Here is a 23,379-nt window from a genome sequence, read left to right on the forward strand (position 1 = left end):
ATTCGACTTTCTCTCTGCAAAATACTGGGAAAGCTCTTTCCTCGAATAATTCTAGCGAACTTCCATGACAACCGGAAGAATAGCCGGCCGGCGTTTGGTTTGCTCAAAGAGGAACTTGGCCAAACTATCACGGACTGTTCCCTTAAGCTCGCCCCAGTCAAAGTTATCCTGAGCCAGATAGTCTTCCACTGTCTTATTGATCAGGTCAGTGCTCTCCCGCAGGATGTCACGACTCTTCTTGACATAGACAAATCCTCGAGTATGAACCTTGGCTTTAGAAATGATTTTCTTCTCCTTACGATTGACCGTGAGCGCCACGATGAAGATACCGTCTTCAGAGAGAACCTTACGGTCACGCAGGACGATATTGCCCACATCACCGATGGCATTTCCATCAATCATGACATCGCCTGCTGACACTGCTCCAGATGGCACAAAGTCGCCATTTTCATAGGACATGACGCTACCACGCTTCGGTATCAAGATATTTTCTGGTAAAATCCCGACTTCCATGGCTGCCTTAGCATGGGCATCCAGCCCACGGTATTCTCCCTGAATCGGGAAGAGGTACTTGGGTTGCAATAAATTAAGCATGAGCTGCAAATCACGCGCATTGGCATGGCCAGATACACGCAAGTTTTGAGTAATCAGCTTAACCACGCCACCAGCTTGGTAAATCATGTTTTCCACACGCGCTACGACTGCTTCCTTGGCAATAGATGGCGTTGTAACGATATAAACCAAGTCCCCATCTTTGATTTCTACATAACGGTGACGACCGATGGACATCTTGCGCAGGCCGTTAATGGGCTCGCCCATCCGACCCGTCTCCAGGATAATCAGCTCGTGGTCCTCAAACTTAGACATTTCCTTAGGCTTGATCAAAAGGCGTTCATCCGCCAAGGATAATTTCTTGAGGCGGATAGCCGTACGGACGATATTTTCAATATCAAAGCCTGTCAAAACGACACGACGACCTGTTTCTGCCGCAGCTTCAAAAACCTGTTGGATCCGAGACAGGTTGCTGGCAACAGCTGCTACGATGACACGCCCATCCCAATCAGAAATCGTGTCCGTAATCTCACGGCCAACCTCGCTCTCACTAGCCACTTGCACAGTGCTGTCAGCGTTGGCTGAATCACTCAGCAAAGCTAAAACGCCCTCACGGCCGATCTCAGCCAAACGACCGAAATCTGTCGCATAAGACTCGCTGGCAGATTGGTCAAACTTGAAATCTCCTGTATAAACAATATTGCCTTCACGCGTCTTAACAACAATTCCCAAGCTCTCTGGAATCGAGTGGGTCGTCCGGAAGAAAGAGACAACCGTTTCGCCAAATTCAATTTCTGTATTTTCATCGATAACATGAAAATCATTGAATTTCTTAACAGCGTCATTGTTTTTAACAAAGAGCTTAGCTAGCTCAATCGTCAATTCTGAACCAAAGACTGGTACCTTAGCTTCTGCCAAAAGATAGGGCAGTGCACCGATGGCATCCGCATGACCGTGAGTCAGAAAGACACCCGCAATTCGGTCTTTATTTTCAAACAAATAATCCATGTTGGGAATGACTACATCTACTCCCAACTGCTCATTTTCTGGGTACTTGAGCCCAGCATCCAATACAAAAATGGAATCATCCACTTCGGCGACGTAGAGATTTTTCCCATTCTCGCGAACGCCGCCCAAAGTAATCAGCTTAATCGTGCTCTTACTCATTTTTACTCCTATTCGATTTTAGAATCTCATTTATCAAAGATTCCTTGATTTTATTACTAACGGTCCTTGGCAAGCCAAGTCGAATTACAGTTTTGCAAACAAAGTTTGCACATCTTAGTCATTATAGCATTTTTTCACGCTTTTTTCAAAATAAAGGAAACCCATAGAGCAAGCTAGAAATCTCAGAATAGTTAGCGGAGAAAGGCATCCTCCCAGTTTCATTTTAGAAAACAGCTTTTGGTAGCTAGATCTACTCACAAGATAAAAAATAATAGAACCTAGTCTGAGACTAAATTCTATTATCCGAGCAGGATACCCTAAGCTGATCTCCTGAAATCGATCAGAAGATTAGTTGGAAAACTGCCCTGTCTTATATAGGCTAAATTGAAAAACAGACTCATTCAAAGCCATTGTTTTGGCTTAATTCTTTAAACCAGTGCCCTGATTTTTTGATCGTCCGTTCTTGGGTTTCTAGATTGAGCTCGATCAATCCGTAGCGGTTCTTATAGCTATTGAGCCAAGACCAACAATCGATAAAGGTCCACATGAGGTAACCTGTACAGTTGGCCCCGTCTTGGATGGCACGATGAAGCTGGCGCAGATGGCCTTTAACAAAGTCTATCCGGTAATCGTCTTGGATCATGCCATTTTCACGGAATTTCTCTTCACCCTCGACTCCCATGCCATTTTCCGTCAGCATCCACTCAATATTGCCATAGTCTTCCTTGATGTTTTGTGCAATATCGTAGATCCCTTGTTCATAGATTTCCCAGCCACGATGAGGATTAATCTTGCGGCCAAGCATAACATAAGGCTCATAGAAATGATCTGGCAGAAGCGGTGACTCTGGATGCTTCAAATACTTAGGCGCTGCAACCCGCAGAGGCTGATAGTAATTGACACCCAAAAAGTCGACCGTATTTTCCCGAATCGCTTGCAACTGCTCCTCAGTCGTAGCTGGTAAAAGATCATGCTCACGCAGAAGATCGACCAGCTCTGCTGGATAATGCCCCAAAACTGATGGATCCAAGAAAGACTTGGCTTGGAAGAGCTCAGCAATGCGAGCGGCCTTCAAGTCCGCCGGATGCTGGCTGCGTGGATAAGCAGGTGTCAGGTTTAGGATAATGCCGATTTTGTAGTCTGCTCCAACCTCATGACAGGCTTTCACTGCTAAAGAACTAGCTAGCTGGGTATGATAAGCCACCTTAACCGCAGCCCGAGCGTCCACTTTATTAGGATAATGTCCATCGTAGAAATAGCCAAACTCAACTGGTACGATAGGCTCGTTAAAAGTCACCCACTGATCCACCAAGTCACCGTAGCTTTCAAAGCAGAAACGGGCATAGTCTACATAAGCATCGACTGTATCTAAGCTCTCCCAGCCTTCTTGCGCTTCCTGCAAGGCAAAGGGCAGGTCAAAATGATACAGATTGACAATCAAGCGAATGCCCTTGGCCTTGATTCTTTCAAAGACCTTGCGGTAGAAGTCAACACCAACCTGATTAACCGGACCACGACCATCTGGAAAAATCCGTGACCATTGGATAGAGGTCCGAAAGGCCGTGTGGCCTGTTTCGACTAAAAGGTCGATATCTTGCTCCCAATTTTCATAAAAAGTAGATGCCTTGGCAGGGCCAATTTCGTTATAGAAACGATGGGCTTCTTGGCTAAACCAGTAGTCCCAAAGGTTGTCTCCCTTTCCATCTCCTGAAATCCGCCCCTCCGTTTGCGGACCCGATGTAGAAGATCCCCAGACGAAACCTTTTGGAAATTGAATCATATTTTATTTACCTCTCGATTTATCTTTACACCTCATTATATAAAGACCTTCTGAAAAAAGAAAGCAACAGTCTATTCAATTTTCTCCACTGATTAAAGGCATTTTTGATTGCGAAGACTAAAAGTTCATTCAAAAAACGCAGACAAATCTGTCTACGTTTCATCATTTTCACTAATTAATAAACTGTTTTCTCTGTTTCGAAATCAAAGAAATGCGCCTTGTTTAGATCAAAGCCAAGGTCAATTCCAGCACCTGTTTCTGAATAGTCACGAGCATCTACCCGCGCGATAAACTCGCTGTCACCAACTTGACAGTAAAGGTGAGACTCAGACCCCAAAAGCTCAGAGACAGAGATGGTCGCATGAACCACAGAATCTGGGAAGGTCTCTAAGAAGGCAGGTTCTGTATTGATGTCTTCTGGACGAATACCGAAGATCAATTTCTTGCCGTCATAACCCTTCTCACGCAGAACTTTCAGCGTTCCTTCTGGCACTGTCAAACGCAAGCCATCGGCAACGATTTCATTCCCCTCAAGTGTCACAGTGATAAAGTTCATCGCTGGGCTGCCAATGAAGCCTGCCACAAACTTGTTGACTGGATTTCTGTAAACTTCCTGTGGACTACCGATTTGTTCCACTCGACCAATGGTTCCAGTTCCAGCAGGGTTCTTGGTTGCTGACATGATAACAATCCGGTCTGCAAGTGTCATCGCTTCTGTCTGGTCGTGGGTAACGTAAATGGTTGTTGCTCCGATACGGCGGTGGATTTTGGCAATCTCAGCACGCATGGAAACACGCAGCTTCGCATCCAAGTTTGACAAAGGTTCGTCCATTAGGAAAACCTTTGCATCACGCACGATAGCCCGACCCATGGCAACACGCTGACGTTGACCACCTGACAAGTCCGCTGGTTTGCGATCCAAGAATTCTTTCAAACCAAGGATTTCAGCTGCTTCTTGCACCCGCTTGTCGATATCTTCCTTGCTGTACTTGCGCAATTTAAGCCCGAAAGCCATGTTGTCATAGACTGTCATGTGTGGATAGAGGGCATAGTTCTGGAAGACCATAGCAATATCGCGGTCTTTCGGTGCCACATCATTGACCACTTTGCCGTCAATCGATGCTGTTCCTTCTGTGATATCCTCAAGACCCGCAATCATACGCAGCGTTGTGGATTTACCGCATCCTGACGGACCAACGAAAACGATAAATTCCTTGTCCTTAATGTCCAAATTAAAGTCTTCAACAGAATAGTGCTCACTATTTGGATACTTCTTATAAATATTTTTCAGATTTAATTCAACCATAAGCTTCTCCTAACTCCTTTACCATATTGTAAGTTCTTTCTGCTTGATTATATCACGAATAGCAGGCCCTCACACTGACTCTTCTATATCTTTTTTTCTACTTTTTTTAGCATTCGATAAAAAAGAAATGGAGAGGTGGTCGCTTCATTGATTTCATCAGTCGACTTGCTTCCGATAGGCCTTAGGAGATTTGCCACATAACTTTCGAAAGACTTTATAGAAATAACCAACATTGCTATATCCAACTGCATAACAAACATCTTCTATACTGTCATTTTTTGCGAGCAGGAGCTGCTGGGCTGCCTTGATGCGCTGCTTATTTAGCAACTCTGCAAAAGTAGAATTCGTCTCACGCTTGATCAGCTGGCCCAAATAAACTGGATTGATATAGAGTTCCTTGCTGATATCTTTTAGGGATAAATCTTTTTGATAATCACGACCAATCACTTCCAAGACGTTAGCAACATTCTCATTCATTCGATACTGGGCGAACAAATCTGAGAGCTGAGCCTTCAGATAATCCAACAAATCTTCAAAGGTATTCGTGCTTTCAATCTTTTTGATAATGCTTGTCATATCGTCTGGTTTCAAATGCTGAAACAGATGGTAAACATCCATGATAAACTGAATAAATAACTGTTTAGTAATTGAAACTTCAGGCGTATTTTGCAGCACGATCTCTTTAAGCAAGTCCAATTCGTCCAAAATCTGACCAATATTTCCTTGGATAATCACGCGATACATGGGCTCATAGTAGCTAAAGAGCGGATTGGTTTCTTGCAAGCTAACCGTTCCATAAAAAAGAGTTTTTTCTAGATTGAGCTTGAAAGCCTGCAGGCCTTGTTTATAAGGAACTGTGAATTCTTCCAGATAAAGTGCTTCTTCCTTTTGCGGTGATAAAAACAAATAGCCTGTCTGCCCCAAAATACTATAAGGAACCGAAACTAGTCCTTTTTCTTGAGTAGCTGCTCCCAGCCAGACATTATCGAAGGATTTGAGAGAAGTAGCTATCTCATCTTCGCTTGTCTCTTCTTTAAAAATCAGCTCTAGTTGATTATTGGAAGAACGGTCAAATTCCTTTTTCAATTTTTCTAGGATTGCTGCCAGTTCGACCTTATCGACTGGCTTTACCAGATAATCTGCCACCTGCAAATTGAGGGCCGTTTTGACATATTCAAATTCTTGATAGCCTGAAAGGATGATAAAAGCTGCATTGGGCAGGGAAGTCTTCATCTGCTCAATCATCTGCAAGCCATTCATCCCTGGCATATTGACATCGGTGATGACCAAATCAACAGGATTATCCTTAATATAGGCGAGGGCCGTCTCTGCATCATTTGCCGTAGCTACGACCTGCATCTTCCACTTTTCAAAAGGAATCAGCACTTTCAAGCCTTCTGTGATCATGTATTCATCATCGACTAGTAATACTCTGTACATCGTTTTTCTATTCATCCTTAATTTCTATAATGTAGGTTACTCCCTGATCCGTTTGAGATTTCAGTTGGATACTGTAGCGGTCACCAAAAAAGAGCAAGAAGCGTTCATGAATATTCCGAATACCAATGGATGTCCGCTGCTCTCGATTCTGGGCATCCATAAGCTCTCGGCTAGCTAGTATCTCTTGAATCTCAGCTAGACGTTCAGCTGGGATGCCTCGACCGTTGTCTTGGATCATCAGCCTTACAGCGCCGTCTATTTTTTGAGCCTTGACACTGATGACATTGTCCTGCCTGCGATAGTCGATACCATGAGCAAAGTAATTTTCAATCAGTGGCTGAATACTGAACTTGGGAATCATCATTCCTTCTAAGCCTTCTTCAATTTTGAAACCATAGGCCACTGATTTAGGATGCCGAACCATGCAAAGATAGCTATATTTCCGGCAGAATTCCAATTCATTTTTCAAACTACTTCTGGATTCATCTGAGATATTATTTCTCAGCAAACTGCTAAATTCGTAGATAATATCTGCCAATTCTTCCTGATGCTGCATGACCGCATACATCCTGATAAATTCCAAGGTGTTGTACATAAAATGAGGATTGATTTGCGCCTGCAGAGCCCTCATGTTGGCATCTTTTTGACTGATCTCCAAGCGATAGATATCCCGAATACTCTTGTCCAGACTGTCCAACATGGTATTGGTCGTTGTCGCAATCAGAAGCAACTCCTGCTCCTTAGTCTCTGTCGCAATACGCTTCTGATTATCACCATCTGTGATGAGATGAAGCGTATCCACAATGTCAACAACCTGCCTTTGGTAATTGAGAAAAATTCTCTGCAAAGCAGCATATAAAACTCCAACTAAAATCAAACCAGAAAAAATGATCAACCCAGTGCTGAAAACCGTCTTCTCTATCACATAATGAGCAGGCACTGCTGTCTGGACAGTGTAATTGTAGATAGTTTCTTTTTTGATCCAATCATCTTGGCCAATTCCTTTTGTATCACCAAAATGCAGAATTTCTTTTTTGTAAGGCGAAATCACACTGAGAGCGAGTGGAACATCGCCCCGCGTATTATCGACAACCTTGTTGAAGACTTCCCCATCAATCCGAATGTAAATCGTTCCGATGACTTGATCGACTGCCTTATCATAAATCGCAATTGGAAAGGCATCGTGCGCAGGTCTAAATTCCTCAGCAGGAAGCTGTTTGCCACCTCTCGCTTGCCTTGTGGAAACAAAAACAGTTTTGTAATCATTTAAAGCAATGTCAATGCCTGTAACAAATTCATTTTCAACATAAATATCATTGATATTTTGATGGAGGGATACTTGAACATAAGTAGGTACATCTGCCGATAAGCGCCAGCTAGCGTACTCAGAAGGGCTCATGATAAAGTAGTTATAAACCCCGTCCAATTTTGCTCGATTTTCAACCAAACTTTGAGCTAGTTGATTCGCTCGGCGGTTATAATAATCCACTTCGTCAGCCAATCGAGTCACTGCTTGTTGCGCAATCTGCTCAGTTTCCTTATAACGACTGTGCCAATCAGAATAAGACAAAATGAGACCCAAACATCCCACAATAGCCACCATAATGACAGCATAAACTTTTAGTAACGAATGGAGCCAAAATTTCTTCATGGTTTTTCTGTTATCAACTTAGACTGAATGGTTTGGTAAATTGGGTCTAAAACATCACTAACAAAAAAGTGCCAAAGCCCAATAAAAGCAAAGAAGAGTAAGGCCGGCATGAAGTAGCTGGCAATCAATAGCAAGATTGTTCCTAATAAGAGTTTCAACATGGCTGAAATATTGAGAAAAACGCCAATCAAAGATAATTTCAAGCTATTTTTATAAGAAAACTCAAAAAAGACCTGCAATTTCAGATAGACTGCGTATACTGCTGGTGCCAAAAGCAAAAAGAGCAGATTTGCTATCGTCAATAAAAGGTAGAAAATAGTTTGGTGAGGAAGCTGGATAAGGAGATAAATTCCATAAGATAAAAGAGCCTGCACTACAAGCAAAGTGAAAAATACTTTGTTTGTAGCAAGGAAATTTTCTTTAAACAGATCCCATGCTTCTTTCCAGTGATATTTTTTATAGTCATAGCGATATTGCTGAAACAAAGTCATGAGCACACACCCCGCTGGAGCAAGTCCAAAAACAAGACCTCCGCACAGAGCCAATACCCAAAAGATTGCGGATGCAAGCATAGCCATATAAACTCGTTGAAAAATCCACTCAACTAATTTTCCCATCGTTCTTCCTTTCTGCTGGTCAAATTTCCATACATTGTAAAATTATAACACATTTTAACCGTTTACAAAAATTCCTATTACTCCAAAAAAGAAAAATCCTCCCCAAAACGAGACGAGGAGGATTCATCATGTTGCTTATTTCTTAGAAGCAAGGAATTCGTCGTATTGTTTTTGCATTTCTTTCAATACTTTATCGTATGCTCCTTCAGATTTCAGTTTGTCCATCATCTTAGGAATTTCAACATCAGGATCAACTGTACCAGTGTTGATAGCAGTGTCGTATTCTTTCATTGTGTTCGTAATGCTAGATACTTCTGCTTTAACTGGGTCTACATTGAAGTTAAATCCAAGAGCAGGTGACTCTTGTGCTTCTGCAAGAATCTTCTTAGAATCTTCGATTTGTTGATCTGTTACGTTTTCATTGATGTAAAGAATCCAGTTGTTACCTGTGTTCCAGCCAGACATATGGGTATTGCCATTATAGGCTTTCAAAGTACGAACGCGGTTTTCTTTACCTTCAACTTTTTCCCAGTTTTCGCCTTCCGGACCATATACAAGACCGTTCAGCAATTCAGGATTTGTGTTAAGCAAAGTCAACAATTCCATTGATTTTTCTTTGTTCTTAGAGTTGTTTGAGATAACGAAGTTCGCTACTTGAGTAGTTTGGCTCTTCTTGTAGTTCTTAGTCAGTTGGCTGATTTCGATCTTACGATTAGCTACACGAGAAAGCAAGCTGTTACCATAGTCAGCAGGTCCTACTGTTTCTTCGCGAACGAACCAAGAATCTTCAGACAATTGATAAGCTGTATCGCTAGTTGCTACATCTTTTGGGATATAGCCTGCTTGATAGTACTTATGGATGGTTCTGAGGCTATCCAAGAAGCGAGGAACTTCATAACGGTTTACAATCTTAGTTGTATCGCCTTCCAAGTCAATAACGAAAGGAAGTCCGTTAGTTACAGGATAATCAAAGTTATCAGATGGGATGAAGTTCTTACCGATAGCGAAAGGAACAACTTTTGGATCTTTTTCTTTAGCAGCTTTCAAAACTGGTTCCAAATCTTGGTAAGAATGGATATTTGAAATATCGCTGATACCATATTTTTCAAGAAGTGGGCCATTGAAGGCAAAGTTTTGTGAAGAAGTTACATTGGCATTAACTGGAACAGCATAGATTTTACCGTTGACAGTGTTTCCTTTGATGTAAGCTGGGTCTAAAGAATCGTAAAGTTTTTTACCTTCTTTTTTGTAGAGCTCAGTCAAGTCAGCATAAGCACCTTTTTGGGCATTGATGACATAGTTTTGAGCGAAGGCGATATCGTAGTTTTCACCTGATGAAGTGATAACGTTCATTTTTTGTTCGTAGTCACCCCAACCGATGTATTCGATATCCAACTTAGCATCGATTTCTTTGCCGATAATCTTATTAGCATTTTCGAGCAATTTGTCCAAATTGTCTGGTTTGTCACCGATTTGGTACATTTTGATAACCGTCTTACCATCATCCGTTTTAGATGACTTTTGGTTGTTACCAGTAAGACTACCGCAGCCTGCTAGGAGGCCTGAGAAAGCCAAGAAGCTAGCAGAAGCTAGAGCATATTTTTTCCAATTTTTCATAGAAAAATCTCCTTTTAATTTTTTATATACAAATTTAATGATGTGAGTTTTTAGTAGCAAAAACTCTGAGACTAAAGAGGCAGCTTATTCTTTGACGCCTCCGATAGTCAATCCCTTAACAAAGTAACGTTGGAAGAATGGATAGACGCAAGCGATTGGCAAGGTTGCAATTACGACCATGGCCATACGACCAGACTCTTTAGGTAGAGATCCTGTCAAGCCTGCAAGCTGAGCACTCGCTCCCGCACTCTTAGACAAGTAGTCCATATTTTGCTGAATCTTCATCAGCAAATATTGAAGAGGAACTAAGTTGTCACTGCGAATGTAGAGCAGCGCGTTAAACCAATCGTTCCAATAAGCAAGGGCAGTGAAGAGTGTGATTGTAGCGATACCTGGAAGAGATAGTGGCAAGCAAATTTGGAAGAAAATCCGAGTCTCGCTGGCACCATCAATCTTAGCGGATTCAATAATCGCTTCTGGGATCGTTCTCTTGAAGAAAGTTCTCATCAAAATGATATTGAAAGGACTAAGCAGTAGCGGCAAAATCAAAGCCCACACTGTATCCCCTAAACCAAGCAAGTTGGTCATAACGATGTAAGTTGGAATCATCCCTGCTTGAAAGAGCATACTTGCCATTGCAAACAAGGTAAAGAAGCGTTTGAATTTAAAGCTGCGACGTGAGATGGCATAGGCATAAGTTGTTGTGAAGAAAACATTCAAACTAGTACCTACTATCGTAATCACTACTGTCACAAAGAGTGACTGTAAAAGCTGATCTTTCAAGCCAAATAAGAATTCATAGCCCGCTAGACTAAACTGTGACGGCCAAAAAGCAAAACCATTATGAACCAAACTGCTTTCATCTGTCAGCGAGATGATGATGACAAAGAAGAAAGGCAGAACACAGGAAAGCGAGAAGATGGCAATCAAGATGTTAAAGAAAAAATCGGCTTTTTTGCTAAAGGAGTGAATTCCCACATTATCGACTTTTTCTTTTTGAATTTTTGGGGATTTCATAAGTTCCTCCTTCTAAAAGAGAGCAGATTCTTTATCAATTCTGCGGACAATCAGGTTGCTGACGATCACGAGGATACAGCCCACAACTGATTGATAGAGACCCGCAGCTGAAGCCATCCCGATATCACCTGTACCGGTCAATCCACGATAGACATAGGTATCCAAGACGTTGGTTACGCTAAAGAGTGATCCTGAATTATGCGGAACAGTATAGAACAAGCCGAAGTCCGCGCGGAAGATGTTTCCGACTGCTAGAATGGTCAATACTGTGATAAGAGAAGCCAAAGATGGCAAGGTGATATTCCGGATGCGCTGCCATTTTGTAGCACCGTCTACCGTTGCCGCCTCATAGTAAGTCGGATCAATACCCATGATACTTGCATAGTACAAAATACTACTGTAGCCTAAGCCCTTCCAGATACCAATGAAAAGGATGAAGGCCGGCCAGAAGGAGACCACTGTATAAAAGTTGATATTCGGATTGTGCAATAAATTGTTCAGCAAGCCCTTGCCAGGGTTCAAGAAAGCATCTACGAAGAAACTAATGATAACCCAAGAAAGGAAATACGGAAACAACATGGTTGTCTGATAAATCTTTACCATCTTTTTCGAACGAAGTTCGCTAAAGATAATGGCAATTCCGACAGAGAAAATCAATCCTAAAATGATGAAACCACCATTATAAAGAATGGTATTTCGTGTAATCGTATAGGCATCCTTGGAATTAAATAAGAACTTGAAGTTATTGAAGCCCACCCATTCACTGCTCATAAGGCTATGGATGAATCCTTCACCACTTAGTTTAAAATTCTTAAATGCAACGACGTTTCCTAAAACCGGTATATAGAAGAACAAAACAAACCAAACAACTCCTGGTAAGACCATGAGCAAGAAAATAAAGTTTTCTTTCAGTGTTTTGATAACCTTATTCATTCAAATCTCCCTTTCTATTGTTTTGATATCGTTTTCATGTTTCTATTATATGCTTTTTTCTATTCTCATTTAAACTCCTAATTATAGAAAAAACTATACAAATTATTTATCTAATATACAGATAAAAAGTAGAACAGAGGCATGAAAACTATGATCAAACAAAATAATTACGTTGTGCAAATCGTTGACGCTGTAGCGATAGTATGCCACTGGTTGGCTGTTGTGGCTGCAAAGTCCTTGTCTCCATAAAAGTCATTGAAAGGCAAGATTTCTTGCTCTAATTCTTCTACAGAATCAAGCTGACCAGTCGTGTATTGCTGCAGGCGTTCCTGCGCCCGTTTGATGCGCTTGAGCAAACCTCCAAAGCGGATATCAATGGTATCCAGTCCGAAAATTTTATTTTCTAGCTGCCATTGACGACTGAATTGCTCGGCAAAGTCTTCTACTTTTTGATAGAGCAATGGCAAATCATTTTCAGCTAATTCTGCCAAGCGAGCCTTGTCTCCTGCACGATAGGATTCTTGAATGCCAGATGTGACGGCAATCTTCAAGGCCAAGAGCGCATTCAACTTAGCCTGAGTCTCAAAGAGATAATTATATTCACTAGCTTTGTGGCTGACTTCTTGCAAGGACTGAGCAGCAGCTTCAAAATGCTGGCCGTCCTCTTCAGGTCGGATATGGCGTTCCAGCAAAGGACAGAGAATATCTTGATAAAGAATGTAGCGATTTGGATTGATACCGCTGAGGTTTTCTGGTAAGCCTGGCAATAGATTGGCCAAGTCTACCTTCATAAAATCATCAAAGGCAAGGCCTGTGCTAACTAAGAAATGCTCGGCTAATTTTTCTAAATCATTTCGATAGGCCAGTTCTGCCCAAATCTGTAGGGCAGGCAGGATTGAGAATTGAGAGGTTTCTCCTCCATTATCCCCCCAACCAGTCACAATCACTTCCTTGACATGATTCTTCCGGCAAGCCTTATTGGCTTCGAGAGCTACCAAGCGACTGAAATGATTGTGCGGTGTAAAGCCAATCCACTTCCAAGCACCGCCAGCAAAGGCAATGTCTTGACTGATTTTATGATGATTTTGGAAGTTACGGTTGTATTTTTCCTCGCTATCTTGATAGTAATCCCAGTAAACCAAGGTCACACGGTCTTTGAGCCGCTCTAGATAAACTCGAGTTTCCTCTGGGATTTCCACATCACGGTCATACTGGCCATCTGCTGACATGAGCTTGAAGAACATATCGCTCCACATCTGACAGTGGAAACCGTACTTATCAGCGATATCCAGCACGCGCTCAAGGTGTTGGCACATGAGGAGGCTACGGTTTTGGAAACCATGCTGAATCAAGTAGCGTCCGAGCCCAACCAAGTGGGCTTCGTCCATCCCGATATTTATCTTACGTGTGCGAAGCTGGGACATAGTCTTAAACATGCCTTCGATAAGGTCGTAGACCTTTTCTTCCCCGATCAGTAAGATATCCTCCACATCTCGAAGTTCCTGCACTTCCTTGACACCCCATTTGACAAAAGCTGACAAGTGGGCCAAGGTCTGAATACATGGTACGAAGGCCATATCGAAATCTGCGGCATAAGCCTCAATCTCTTGCAATTCTGCAACAGTGTACCGCCCTCTGAAATAGCCAAAATAGGGCTGGTCTTCTATCTCATAGGTATCTTCCATGTAAAGTTCAAAAGTGGAATACCCCATCAAGGCCAAGACTTCAATCATTTTCTTAGCCGAAGTCAGATTCAAGACGGCGTTGCGAGAGCAGTCGGCCATATAGGCCAAGTCCTCATAGGCCGCTCTTTCCTCAATCTCCACCTCATCCTGTCCTGCTTTGAGAGCGGCAGATAAGAGGGCTAAAGCACGATAAAGCTGATGAGGCTTATGATAGCTGAGTTGATAACGTCCCTGATGGCCTTCCACCTTGATTGAGACGGCTGAGTTAGGAACAAGACTGACTTCAATCTCGCCCAAGTTCAAATATTTTTCTAAGCGAGCAAGAGCCTTTTCTTGCTTGCTTGATAATCCTAAGAATGTGGCCATTGGCCTTCCTCCTGTAACCAGTTTACTAAAGCGCCATAAAGATTGGCTTCCCCCTTATAGGTACACGCTAAAATTTCTGGCACCACCGAATACTCTTCATAGCGATCGACATAATAAGCAATCGCTGAGCGGACACCTTGGATGAAGTCTGGATTTTGGCTGATGGAACCGCCCAGACTAATCACATCCGGATCGATGAGATACTGGATATTAAGCAAACCCTGTGCAAGATTGCGGTTCATCCGCTCGATGGCTTCTTGACAAAGAGCATTTCCTGCCGCAGCCTCTTGGTAAATCTTGCGACCATCCCAGTCTGCCTGCCCTGATTTTTCAACAACGTAAGCTACCATGTTGCCAGTTGAGGCCAGTTGCGACCAGTTGTTGAGTTTTTCAGCAGGTGCTAGGGTTGTCATATAGCCAAACTCCCCACCCAAACTGTGGCGACCACGATGAAGCTTGCCATTGATAATCATAGCTCCGCCAATCCCAGTGCCAATAACCACACAGGCTGCATTTTCTAGCTCTGGATGAGCAAGAAGTTCACTCAAACCAACACAGTTGGCATCATTTTCTAAGTGAACCGGCAGACCATAAGAAGCCAGCTTATCATACCAAGAAAAACCGTGAATATAAGGAACAGCGCTAATCCCACCAATGACTCCTGTCTCTCGGTCAACTGCCCCAGGCACACTCATAGCAACGCCTTGATAATCCCGCTTGGAAAGACAAGAATCCAGCCAAGCCAGCAAGGCATCTAAATTGTCTGGCGTAGCAATGTCTTTCTTTTCCAGTATCTCTCCTTCTTTGGACATAGCCGCAAACTTGATACCTGTACCGCCTATGTCAATTGTTGCAATAAGCATTTTTTCTCCTTTCTCTGTTTTATAGAACTTGAAAGGCTATAGGGCAAGGAACTAAATTTTCAAGTATTTAGTCCATTGCCCTAGCCTCCTCTTTTTAATCGTTTTTCAGGAGCTCTGTGCGAATTTCCTGTGGCCCTAAGATTCCTTCCTTTTCTGGAAGCACTTCTTCCAAAAGGTTGACTAGAGTTTGGGAACCAGTTGTCACTTCTTGCTCCTCTTGGGTCATATTGTAGTAGCGAAGTACGATTCCTGACTCGTCTTCCGCTACTTTAAGGGCTGTCGGGCAGATTTCTGCTAGGTTCAAAGCAGGGTGATCCAAGGCTTGTCCAGCCGTTGCAATACTTCCTTCTTGTTTGGAAATTTGTAGAGCTGTCAACGGTGTTTGGAAGGCTTTGGCCCGACGATAAGCAGCAAATCGCTCTTGTGGTTGGTGGCATTCCACCGTGTACTCGACTTGGAAGTCACGCAAGCACTGCGCTTCTGGTGTAGGGAAGTAGCCCCAGTCGCCCAGCTCACCAGTTGCCCGCAGAATCGTTACTGCAATCGTGTCATCACCTAAAATCTCGTATTCATTTAGACCTTTATTAGCAACTGTGACTGCTTTTTGATCATCATAAAGACTGACGAAGGCTTGTTGGTGCTGCGGATTTTCTGGATTTTCCCATGACGCAGCCGGTTGGTTGTTGCGGCGAACTACTTCGTAAATGCTGTCTGAATCGTTGGTTTTACTGCAGTTGTGAGTCCTGAAGAGAACACGAATGCGGTGATCCTTAGCAGTATTGGTAAAGCGAGTCTTAAAGCGCAATTGTGGGCTGTCCGCAAAGACTGTCAACTCAGTTGTCAAGATCATAGTTGTCAATTCCGACGAACGGCCTGCTGAGCGCTTCATAAACTCAACAATGCCCTTTTGTTCTTGATCCAACAGTTCATCTGCACTTACTGGCAAGGTCAATTCATGGCTTAATTCCACCTTGGTATAGCGGGCATTGTTTTCCAGCACCTTTACGCCAGCTAGTTTTGCATAGATTGGCTCTGTATTTTTGGGTTGGAAGTAGATATATTCATTTCCAATATCGCCGCGATCTTCAAAGCGGAGGAAGTCTTCATAGGCTTCGTGGGTCGTCTTATCATAGACAGTCAAGTCTTCATCAAAGCTGATAGTCACAAATGGAGTGTCAATTACCCCATTGCGGTAGAGCCCTTCATGCTCTTCTTTTGCACCAGGAAGCAATTGGAAGGTTTTCCAAGCCAGAGGTGCCAGATGAATCGGTAACGTCACGCGCAACTGACGAGCGATATAAGCCTGACGGAAGCGGTCTTTTGGAAGATCATATTGGAAATGAGCTCCCAAATCTTCGATTTTGGCTTCAACATAACGACCATCCAAATCCTTCACAATCAAGTTTGGAATTGTCAATTCTGCCATTCTCCTATAGGCTTCTGTCGGATGTGCTTCCTTAAAATCACAGGTCGCAAAGGTCACATCCACAGAAACCGTATCTACTTTGTCATGGAGCCCAGTATTGATAACGGTGAAGAGCAGGTCACTCTCAGCTTGGCGGCTATCCAGCTTTTGCTTCCATTCTTCCAGCAGGTTGCCTTTGACAAATTCGCCCACTTGATTGACCTTGGCGAAGCGGATCTCCATTTCGCGGTGAACTTCGTCGACACTGCAGCCGCAAATGCTATCGTGCGGAGCATTTTGCAAAAGAGTCTTCCAAGCATAAGTCAGCTGGTCTTTGTGATTGTGACCGCCTGTGATAACAGTCAGCGGCTCAACCACCTGCTCTAACAAGTTACTGTTTTCTTGGAAGGCCTGCTTCAGATAAATGCGGGCTGAAGAGGTATTAGCCAAGGTGTACCAACCATCCGTTTCTTGGCTGGTCAATTCACCTTGAACTGTTGACAGTTCCTCAGGCAGGGCCGCTTCCACAGCTTGCATATAGTCATCAAAAGAACTGTGCACAAAGTTGATTTCTGGATAAAGCTCATTGGCTACTCGGATGGCTTGGCTGAGGTCACGCTGAACTGGCTGGTGGTCACAGCCGTTCATCATCAGCCATTGATTAGTAGAGGCATAGCTCTTCACATCAGCCAGTTTTTGCTCCCAGAAAACTTTCGCTTCTTCTGGATCTGTTGGGATTTCATTTCCATTGCTGTACCAGTTGGCAAAGAGGATGCCTAGGACTTTACTGCCATCAGCACCTTGCCAGTACATTTCAGAGTACTGAGAAGTGAACTGCTCGTCCTCTAAGACTTGGTTGTCAAATCCGATTGGCTTCACTCCTCGGCCGAAAGCTGCTACATGAATGCCTGATTGCTGCAGAAGCTGTGGCGCCTGCCCCATATTCCCAAAAGTATCTGGGAAATAACCAATCTGAGTGGACTTGCCCCATTTCTTGCACTCCTGCTGACCAATCAAGGTATTGCGGACATTGGCTTCGCTTGAAATCAAATAATCATCCTGCAAGATATAGAAAGGTCCAATTTTCAGTTTGCCTTCGTCAATGTAGCGCTGCAGTTTGTCGCGATTTTCTGGGCTGATTTCCAGATAATCATCCAAGACAATGGTTTGCCCGTCTAGGTGGAAGCTCTTGAATTCTGGATCATTTTCAAACAAATCAAAGAGATTGTCAAAAAGCTCGACCAGCTGCATACGGTGGGATTCAAAGGGGAGATACCATTCGCGATCCCAGTGGCTATGAGAAATGATATGTACAGTAATATTTTCCATTTTTGTTCCTCTACTTGTTAATTCTATACCTCAATTTTTAAATCATAGTAATCTAATACTAGTTCGCAGAACATCATGTTGGCCCAGCTGAACCATTCGCGAGAATACTTAGTCGGGTCGTCTACATGGAAGCTTTCGTGCATGACACCTGTGCCGCCATCGCAGGCCACGAGCAAGTCCAAAATCCGACGTTTTTCTTCCTTATCGTGCGTGGTCAATCCTTGAATGGCCAAGGCAATTGGCCAGATATAGCGGTAGAAGGTGTGCGAGCTACCAAGTCCTGCAGCATATTTACCCTCGTAATAGTAAGGATTTTCTGGGCTCAGGATAGTGTGGCGTGTCGCTTGGTAGACTTCGTCGTCAATTGAGCAAAATCCTAGATAAGGCGCTGCTAAAAGACTTGGTACATTCGGATCGTCCATGATGCTGGCATTCCCCAAACCGTCTACCTCAAAAGCGTAAATCTTTTCACCCTTGGCATTTTGGGTGTAGGCGTAGTTTTCAATTCCTTCCTTGATTTCCTTTTGCAGACGCTGCGCATGCGGAACGATCTCCTCAGCACCCTCCAAGTTCAATTTTTCAAAGATTTCTGCCACATAGCCCAAGACAACCGTTGCAAACATATTAGACGGTACCAGATAGCTGTAAATACAAGCATCATCACTCGGACGAAAGGCTGACCAAGTCATGCCTGTCACTGCAAAGTCAGGACCTTTCCCATCATTAACCAAGGTATCTTCCTTGCGATCTGTATCACGGACAAAGCGATAAGAAGACTGGTTGTGGTCCTGCTCGATCGTCCAAACTCGTAGAATTTCTTTAACACCAGCAACAAAGGTAGCGTCTAAATGGCTCGTTTCTCCAGTCTCTTTCCACAAGAGATATGCCAGCTGCAGAGGATAGCAGAGAGAGTCCACTTCGTACTTGCGCTCCCAAATCCAACCAGACAAGTCTGTATGGTCTGTCTCATGGTGACCGTTCCAGTTGTCAGCGATATTAAAGGCATTGGCATAAGGATCTTTGAGAATCATCGTCATCTGACGTTTAACCAAGCCAGCAATTGTTTGACGAATTTTTGGATCTTGCTTAGCTACAAAGAGGTAGGGCTTGAGCTGAGCAGTCGAATCCCGTAGCCACATAGCTGGAATATCGCCTGTCAAGACAAAAGTAGATCCATCTTCTAAAATTTCGACCGTGTTGTCCAAGGTATCCGTATAGCAACGCTCAAAAACAGAGACCCAAGCTGGGTGATCCTGGGCTAACTGGGCAATAGACTCCAACCATTTCCCAACAATTTCTTTAGAATAAACCATATTCCTTCTCCTTTTTCATACTCGTTTACATTCTCTAGTATAGGCTAAACAGTTTTTAAAATATATACACAAACTAAAGGCCTTTCGATCATATATTTTTGCCTTGGTCACTGGTTCTCGATTCATGTTATAATCAAGACAAAGCAAGCTGGATCGAAGGAGATTTTCCATGAAAACAATACTAGAAACGATTGATACCCGCTATGGAACGGACAATTCTCATAGCTTTTCCCACGGCAATACCCTGCCCTATACAGGGGCACCATTCGGTATGAATTATTTCGTTCCTCAGAGCAGCCATACAGATGGTTCTTGGTTCTTTAAACCAGACCTACCTATTTTCCAAGGCATTCGTCTGACCCACCAGCCCAGTCCTTGGATTGGGGACTTCTCTTGGCTCCTGCTCACGCCTGTCACCGAAAAGATAAGCAAGCCCGATATCTATCACCGCCAGTCGTCCTATCGACCGGACGAGAGCATTTTTCAGCCACATTATTTGAAAGTTCACTCCAACCGTTATCAAGTCAGTACGGAACTGACTCCGACTACTTACGGAGCCTGCTTCCGCCTCACAAGCCGATTGACCCTGCCTATCAGCCTTATCCTACACAGTGAGGCTCAGACTTATTTTCGGATGCTGGATGCTTACACGCTTATAGGTAATTTAAAAGAAGAAACCAATCCAGCCAAGCGGCCTCTGACCATGCATGTCTGCCTGCGCTTTGACCAGCCCATTCAAGCCAGTCATGCCCTTGGAGAGGACTTGGTGCTAGACTTTGAGCAGGGACAACTGCAATTCGCCCTAGCAACGTCCTTTATCTCGGAAGAGCAAGCCGTGACGAATCTGCCCCAAGCTGACTTTGATAGGGTGAAAGAGCAGACCAAGCAAGCCTGGGAAAGTTACCTCCACCGATTTGATGTTGTGGAGCAGGGGAAGGCCGACCGTCGCATGTTCGACCAGACTCTTTACCGCCTTTTCCTCTTTCCTCAGACCTTTTATGAAATCACTCCTGAAGGACAAGAAATTCATTGGGACTTTACCCATCAAACTGTCCAGTCTGGCAAATTCTTTACTAATATTGGATTTTGGGATGGTTTTCGTACCAATTTTCCGCTGCTAGCTCTTATCGTACCAGACACCTATCACGATTTTCTAGAAGGATTTCTGAATTTCTACAAAGAAACGGGCTATCTACCCAAGTGGCTGGCTCCTGATGAACGGGGCATGATGCCAGGAACCTTGATTGACGGTGTAATTGCGGACGCCGCTGCGAAAGATCTCATTCCCGACCTAGAAGAGGAATTGTTCCAAGCTATGCTAGACACAGCGGAGAAAGAAGATCCTTCCAAACGTTACGGCCGACACGGAGCTAGCGACTACCAAACCTTGGGCTACCTGCCAACAGATTATCATGAAAGCGTCAGCCACACGCTAGACTATAGCTACAGTGACTTTTGCATTGCCAGCCTAGCTAGCAAACTCCAAAAGGAGCAAGTAGCTCAGCGATATGCCCAGCAGGCACGCCATTATCAAAACCTTTTTGACTCAGAAACGGGCTATATGCGGGCCAAAGACCGACAAGGGCAATTTCGAGCTGACTTTTCTCCTTACAGTTGGGGCCGAGATTACGCCGAATGCTCTGCTATTCAAAATACGCTCAGCGTCTTTCATGATATCGAAGGCTTGAGAGAGCTCATGGGCGGTGAGGCAGCCTTTACCGATTATCTAACTAGGCTCTGTCAGGACCAGCCCTATTTTGATGTCACAGGCTACGGCTACGAAATTCATGAAATGAGCGAAATGGCGAATGCCCACTTTAGCCAGCTAGCCATTTCCAATCAGCCTAGTTTCCATATCCCTTATCTTTTCCGCTATAGTAGCAGGCCAGAATACACCAGTCTCCTAATCAAAAGCTTAAGAGAAGAGGCTTTTCAGGCTAGTTGGCAGGCTTTTCCTGGAGACGAAGACAATGGCAGTCTTTCTGCTTGGTATATCTGGAGCGCCTTGGGCCTCTACCCTACTTGCCCCGGCAAGCCTCACTATGACTTAGGTATCCCGCTCTTTAACCATCTGCGCCTCTTCCTACCACAAAGTCAAAAATGGTTTGATATTTACGCCCATGATAACTACCCCCATTTTCAGTTTGTGAGAAAGGCAGACTTAGACGGACGAAGCCAGCAACGAATTTCCCATGAGGACTTACTGGCTTCTGACAGGCTGGACTTCTACCTGTCTTGGCTGCCAAATTCATCTTCTACACGATCATAAAAACAGCAAAAGAGGCTGGGACAAAAGTCCTAGCCTCTCAATTGTCTTTGGATTATCGAGTAAGACGCAGTGGTTGAGCGGGCTCTACTACGCTGATTTCATCAGCTTTTACAGCCCTACTCAACTGTGCGGAGGTGGGACAACGAAATCGAATTCTAACGAATGGCCGATTTCTGTCCCACTCTCTTTTCTCATTCTAACTTCCCTTAACCTCAATCTTGAGTCTGCTTTGACGACCATCCTCTCGGCTAGCGCAAAGGTAAAAATTCAATTCTTGCTGACCTGTGAAAGACAAGGTTGATAAAGTCAACTCTTTGTCGCTCTCGCCCGAAGCAAAGCTCACATCCCAGATTTGGTCCTCATAAGCCGTTCCGTGCGTTCCTGTGCCAGGCTCCGTAACCAGTCGAATCTGCTCCGCCTGCTCCAGTCCATCTAAACGACGCAGACGAATCTGACTTGATTGCCCCCCAATTACTGTGTCCGCTGCTTGTGAAAGCACCAAACCAGAAGGCCGCTTCTCTTCCTCCATGATCGCTTGTGTCCTGTACACGCCCAGCTTACTCAACAGTGGCAAGGCTTGAAAATCTGTCAAAATCAAGCGCAAGTAACGAGCCTCGACCATTTCTCCCAAAAGCAGACGCTTATAGCCAATCGTCTGACCACGGGCAAAGACAGTCCAGCCATCCTCTTTCTTCACTTCCAGGATAAAGCCTGCGACCCGTTGCCCTTTGGCAATCGGTTCTCTGATTTCTAGCAGATTAAAAGTGCAGCTGCGACCGAGGTCAATCTCCAAGACATAGGAAGTCTCCTCCGCATTCGGAGCCCAGAAGCTATCTCTTTGGCCATCCGTCAGATTGCTTGCTGGATAGTCTGCCCTTTCACTGCTACTTGTGACTTCGGCCTCCGCAGCCAAGTCTTCATCATAGAGTCCAGAAATCACCTGATGAAATTCCTGCAGGCGCTGGACGTCAACTTCCGCCAACAAGCCCTCCTTGGTCGGAGGCACATTGAGCAGAAGCGGTGTCCCCCGCCCCACCGAAGCCAGATAAATATCCAGCAAATCCGCCAAGGACTTGGGTTGCTGACTATCATGATAAAACCAACCCGAACGCAGGGACACATCTGCTTCTCCGACAGAATAGTGAGTACCGTCTGGATCGCCATGGCAAAGATAGACAGGCGGTGTCTGCTCACTCAGCTTTTCTGGCCGAATCTTCTGCCACAAGGGATCGCCAGCTCGACCACTTTCATTGCCAATCCAACGCAATTCAGTCGCCTCGGTTGAAAAAATGACAGCGTCCTTTTGATAGCGACGAATGGTTTCAAACCAAGCGTCAAACTCATAGGAAAGCTTTTGAGCACCTTCTCCACGCGCCCCATCCATCCAGATTTCGACAAATTTCCCTTTATTGCCATAAAGTGGATTGCTCAAGATTTCTTCTAATTGCTGCTGATAATACTCATTGTAGGCCTTTTGAGTATCTATGTGATAGAGCGGGCTGTGGGCATCCCAAGGCGAAAGATAAAGCCCCAAATCCATATCATACTGACTGGCTGAGCGGGAAATCTCAGCCAAGAGGTCACCCTTGCCATCTCTCCACGGACTGGCAGCTACCGTATAGTCTGTATAGCGGCTCGGATAAAGAACAAAGCCATCATGATGCTTGACCACGACAATGACCCGTTTAAAACCTGTTTCTTTCAAAACCCTGATCCACTGGTCTGTATCTAGTTTAGTCGGATTGAAACGCTTGGGATCTTCTTGACCATTTCCCCATTCCTGCTCGTAAAAAGTATTGATGCCAAAATGGATAAAAGCGGCCAATTCATCTCGATGATAAGCCAGCTGAGCCGCTGAAGGCAAGGGGCCAAAATCCACAATCTCTTCCAATTTTTTCATAAGTCTCGCTATTCCTCATTTCTTCCTAGTCAATCTCTTCTCTAGCTCCACTATAGCAAAAAAAGAAGACGCTAGCAACGCCTCCTTTTCGACTTCCTAAAAAGCCACTCTTTCTTCTATAATTTGTGGAAGACTGAAAATCCTGACCTAATCCTTGCAAATCGTTTAC

Annotated in this window: 15 protein-coding genes; 1 reads left to right on the plus strand and 14 read right to left on the minus strand. The window is 44.1% G+C overall.

Annotated features, from left to right (window positions below):
- Positions 1–51: 51 nt before the first annotated feature.
- The 13 genes from FZ954_RS06775 to FZ954_RS06835 form a co-directional block, all read right to left on the minus strand.
- Positions 52–1,719 (minus strand): ribonuclease J, encoded by a 1,668-nt coding sequence (locus FZ954_RS06775; protein ID WP_148877830.1) that lies wholly within the window; start codon positions 1,717–1,719, stop codon positions 52–54.
- 397 nt (positions 1,720–2,116) lie between these two features.
- Complete coding sequence (locus FZ954_RS06780; protein ID WP_148877831.1) at positions 2,117–3,499, minus strand: glycoside hydrolase family 1 protein; 1,383 nt, start codon at positions 3,497–3,499, stop codon at positions 2,117–2,119.
- A 175-nt stretch (positions 3,500–3,674) separates the two neighbouring features.
- Positions 3,675–4,805 (minus strand): ABC transporter ATP-binding protein, encoded by a 1,131-nt coding sequence (locus FZ954_RS06785; RefSeq protein ID WP_005591277.1) that lies wholly within the window; start codon positions 4,803–4,805, stop codon positions 3,675–3,677.
- Positions 4,806–4,961: 156 nt separating this feature from the next.
- On the minus strand, positions 4,962–6,245 hold the full coding sequence (locus FZ954_RS06790) for a response regulator transcription factor (RefSeq protein ID WP_148877832.1): 1,284 nt from the start codon (positions 6,243–6,245) through the stop codon (positions 4,962–4,964).
- Between the two features lie 7 nt (positions 6,246–6,252).
- Positions 6,253–7,896: a sensor histidine kinase gene (locus FZ954_RS06795; protein ID WP_148877833.1), complete on the minus strand. Its 1,644-nt coding sequence runs from the start codon at positions 7,894–7,896 to the stop codon at positions 6,253–6,255.
- Positions 7,893–8,513, minus strand: coding sequence for a DUF624 domain-containing protein (locus FZ954_RS06800; protein ID WP_005592124.1), 621 nt, complete (start codon positions 8,511–8,513; stop codon positions 7,893–7,895). The genes FZ954_RS06795 and FZ954_RS06800 overlap by 4 nt, the downstream gene beginning before the upstream one ends.
- Positions 8,514–8,648: 135 nt before the next feature.
- Positions 8,649–10,130, minus strand: coding sequence for an ABC transporter substrate-binding protein (locus FZ954_RS06805; RefSeq protein WP_005591629.1), 1,482 nt, complete (start codon positions 10,128–10,130; stop codon positions 8,649–8,651).
- Positions 10,131–10,214: 84 nt separating this feature from the next.
- The gene (locus tag FZ954_RS06810; protein ID WP_005591628.1) at positions 10,215–11,147 is read right to left on the minus strand and encodes a carbohydrate ABC transporter permease; all 933 of its coding nucleotides are present in this window, start codon (positions 11,145–11,147) and stop codon (positions 10,215–10,217) included.
- A gap of 12 nt (positions 11,148–11,159) precedes the next feature.
- A complete protein-coding gene (locus FZ954_RS06815; RefSeq protein WP_045500458.1) occupies positions 11,160–12,080 on the minus strand; it encodes a sugar ABC transporter permease in 921 nt (306 codons plus the stop codon).
- Positions 12,081–12,247: 167 nt separating this feature from the next.
- Complete coding sequence (locus FZ954_RS06820) at positions 12,248–14,131, minus strand: family 20 glycosylhydrolase (protein ID WP_148877834.1); 1,884 nt, start codon at positions 14,129–14,131, stop codon at positions 12,248–12,250.
- Entirely contained in the window at positions 14,116–14,994 is an 879-nt protein-coding gene (locus tag FZ954_RS06825) for an ROK family protein (protein ID WP_148877835.1), read from the minus strand. Before FZ954_RS06825 ends, FZ954_RS06820 begins: the two co-directional genes overlap by 16 nt.
- 94 nt (positions 14,995–15,088) lie before the next feature.
- Complete coding sequence (locus tag FZ954_RS06830; RefSeq protein ID WP_148877836.1) at positions 15,089–17,728, minus strand: alpha-mannosidase; 2,640 nt, start codon at positions 17,726–17,728, stop codon at positions 15,089–15,091.
- 23 nt (positions 17,729–17,751) lie between these two features.
- A complete protein-coding gene (locus tag FZ954_RS06835) occupies positions 17,752–19,041 on the minus strand; it encodes a glycoside hydrolase family 125 protein (RefSeq protein WP_148877837.1) in 1,290 nt (429 codons plus the stop codon).
- 169 nt (positions 19,042–19,210) lie between these two features.
- Here FZ954_RS06835 and FZ954_RS06840 point away from each other — a divergent pair, with 169 nt between their 5' ends.
- Positions 19,211–21,310 carry a GH92 family glycosyl hydrolase gene (locus FZ954_RS06840; RefSeq protein WP_148877838.1) on the plus strand — a complete coding sequence of 700 codons (2,100 nt, stop codon included), beginning with the start codon at positions 19,211–19,213 and terminating at the stop codon, positions 21,308–21,310.
- Positions 21,311–21,506: 196 nt separating this feature from the next.
- Here the strand turns inward: FZ954_RS06840 and FZ954_RS06855 are convergent, their stop codons facing one another.
- On the minus strand, positions 21,507–23,210 hold the full coding sequence (locus FZ954_RS06855) for an alpha-L-fucosidase (RefSeq protein ID WP_148877839.1): 1,704 nt from the start codon (positions 23,208–23,210) through the stop codon (positions 21,507–21,509).
- Positions 23,211–23,379: the final 169 nt, after the last annotated feature.

Source organism: Streptococcus sp. Marseille-P7375, from assembly GCF_902460365.1.
Classification (GTDB): Bacteria; Bacillota; Bacilli; order Lactobacillales; family Streptococcaceae; genus Streptococcus; species Streptococcus cristatus_I.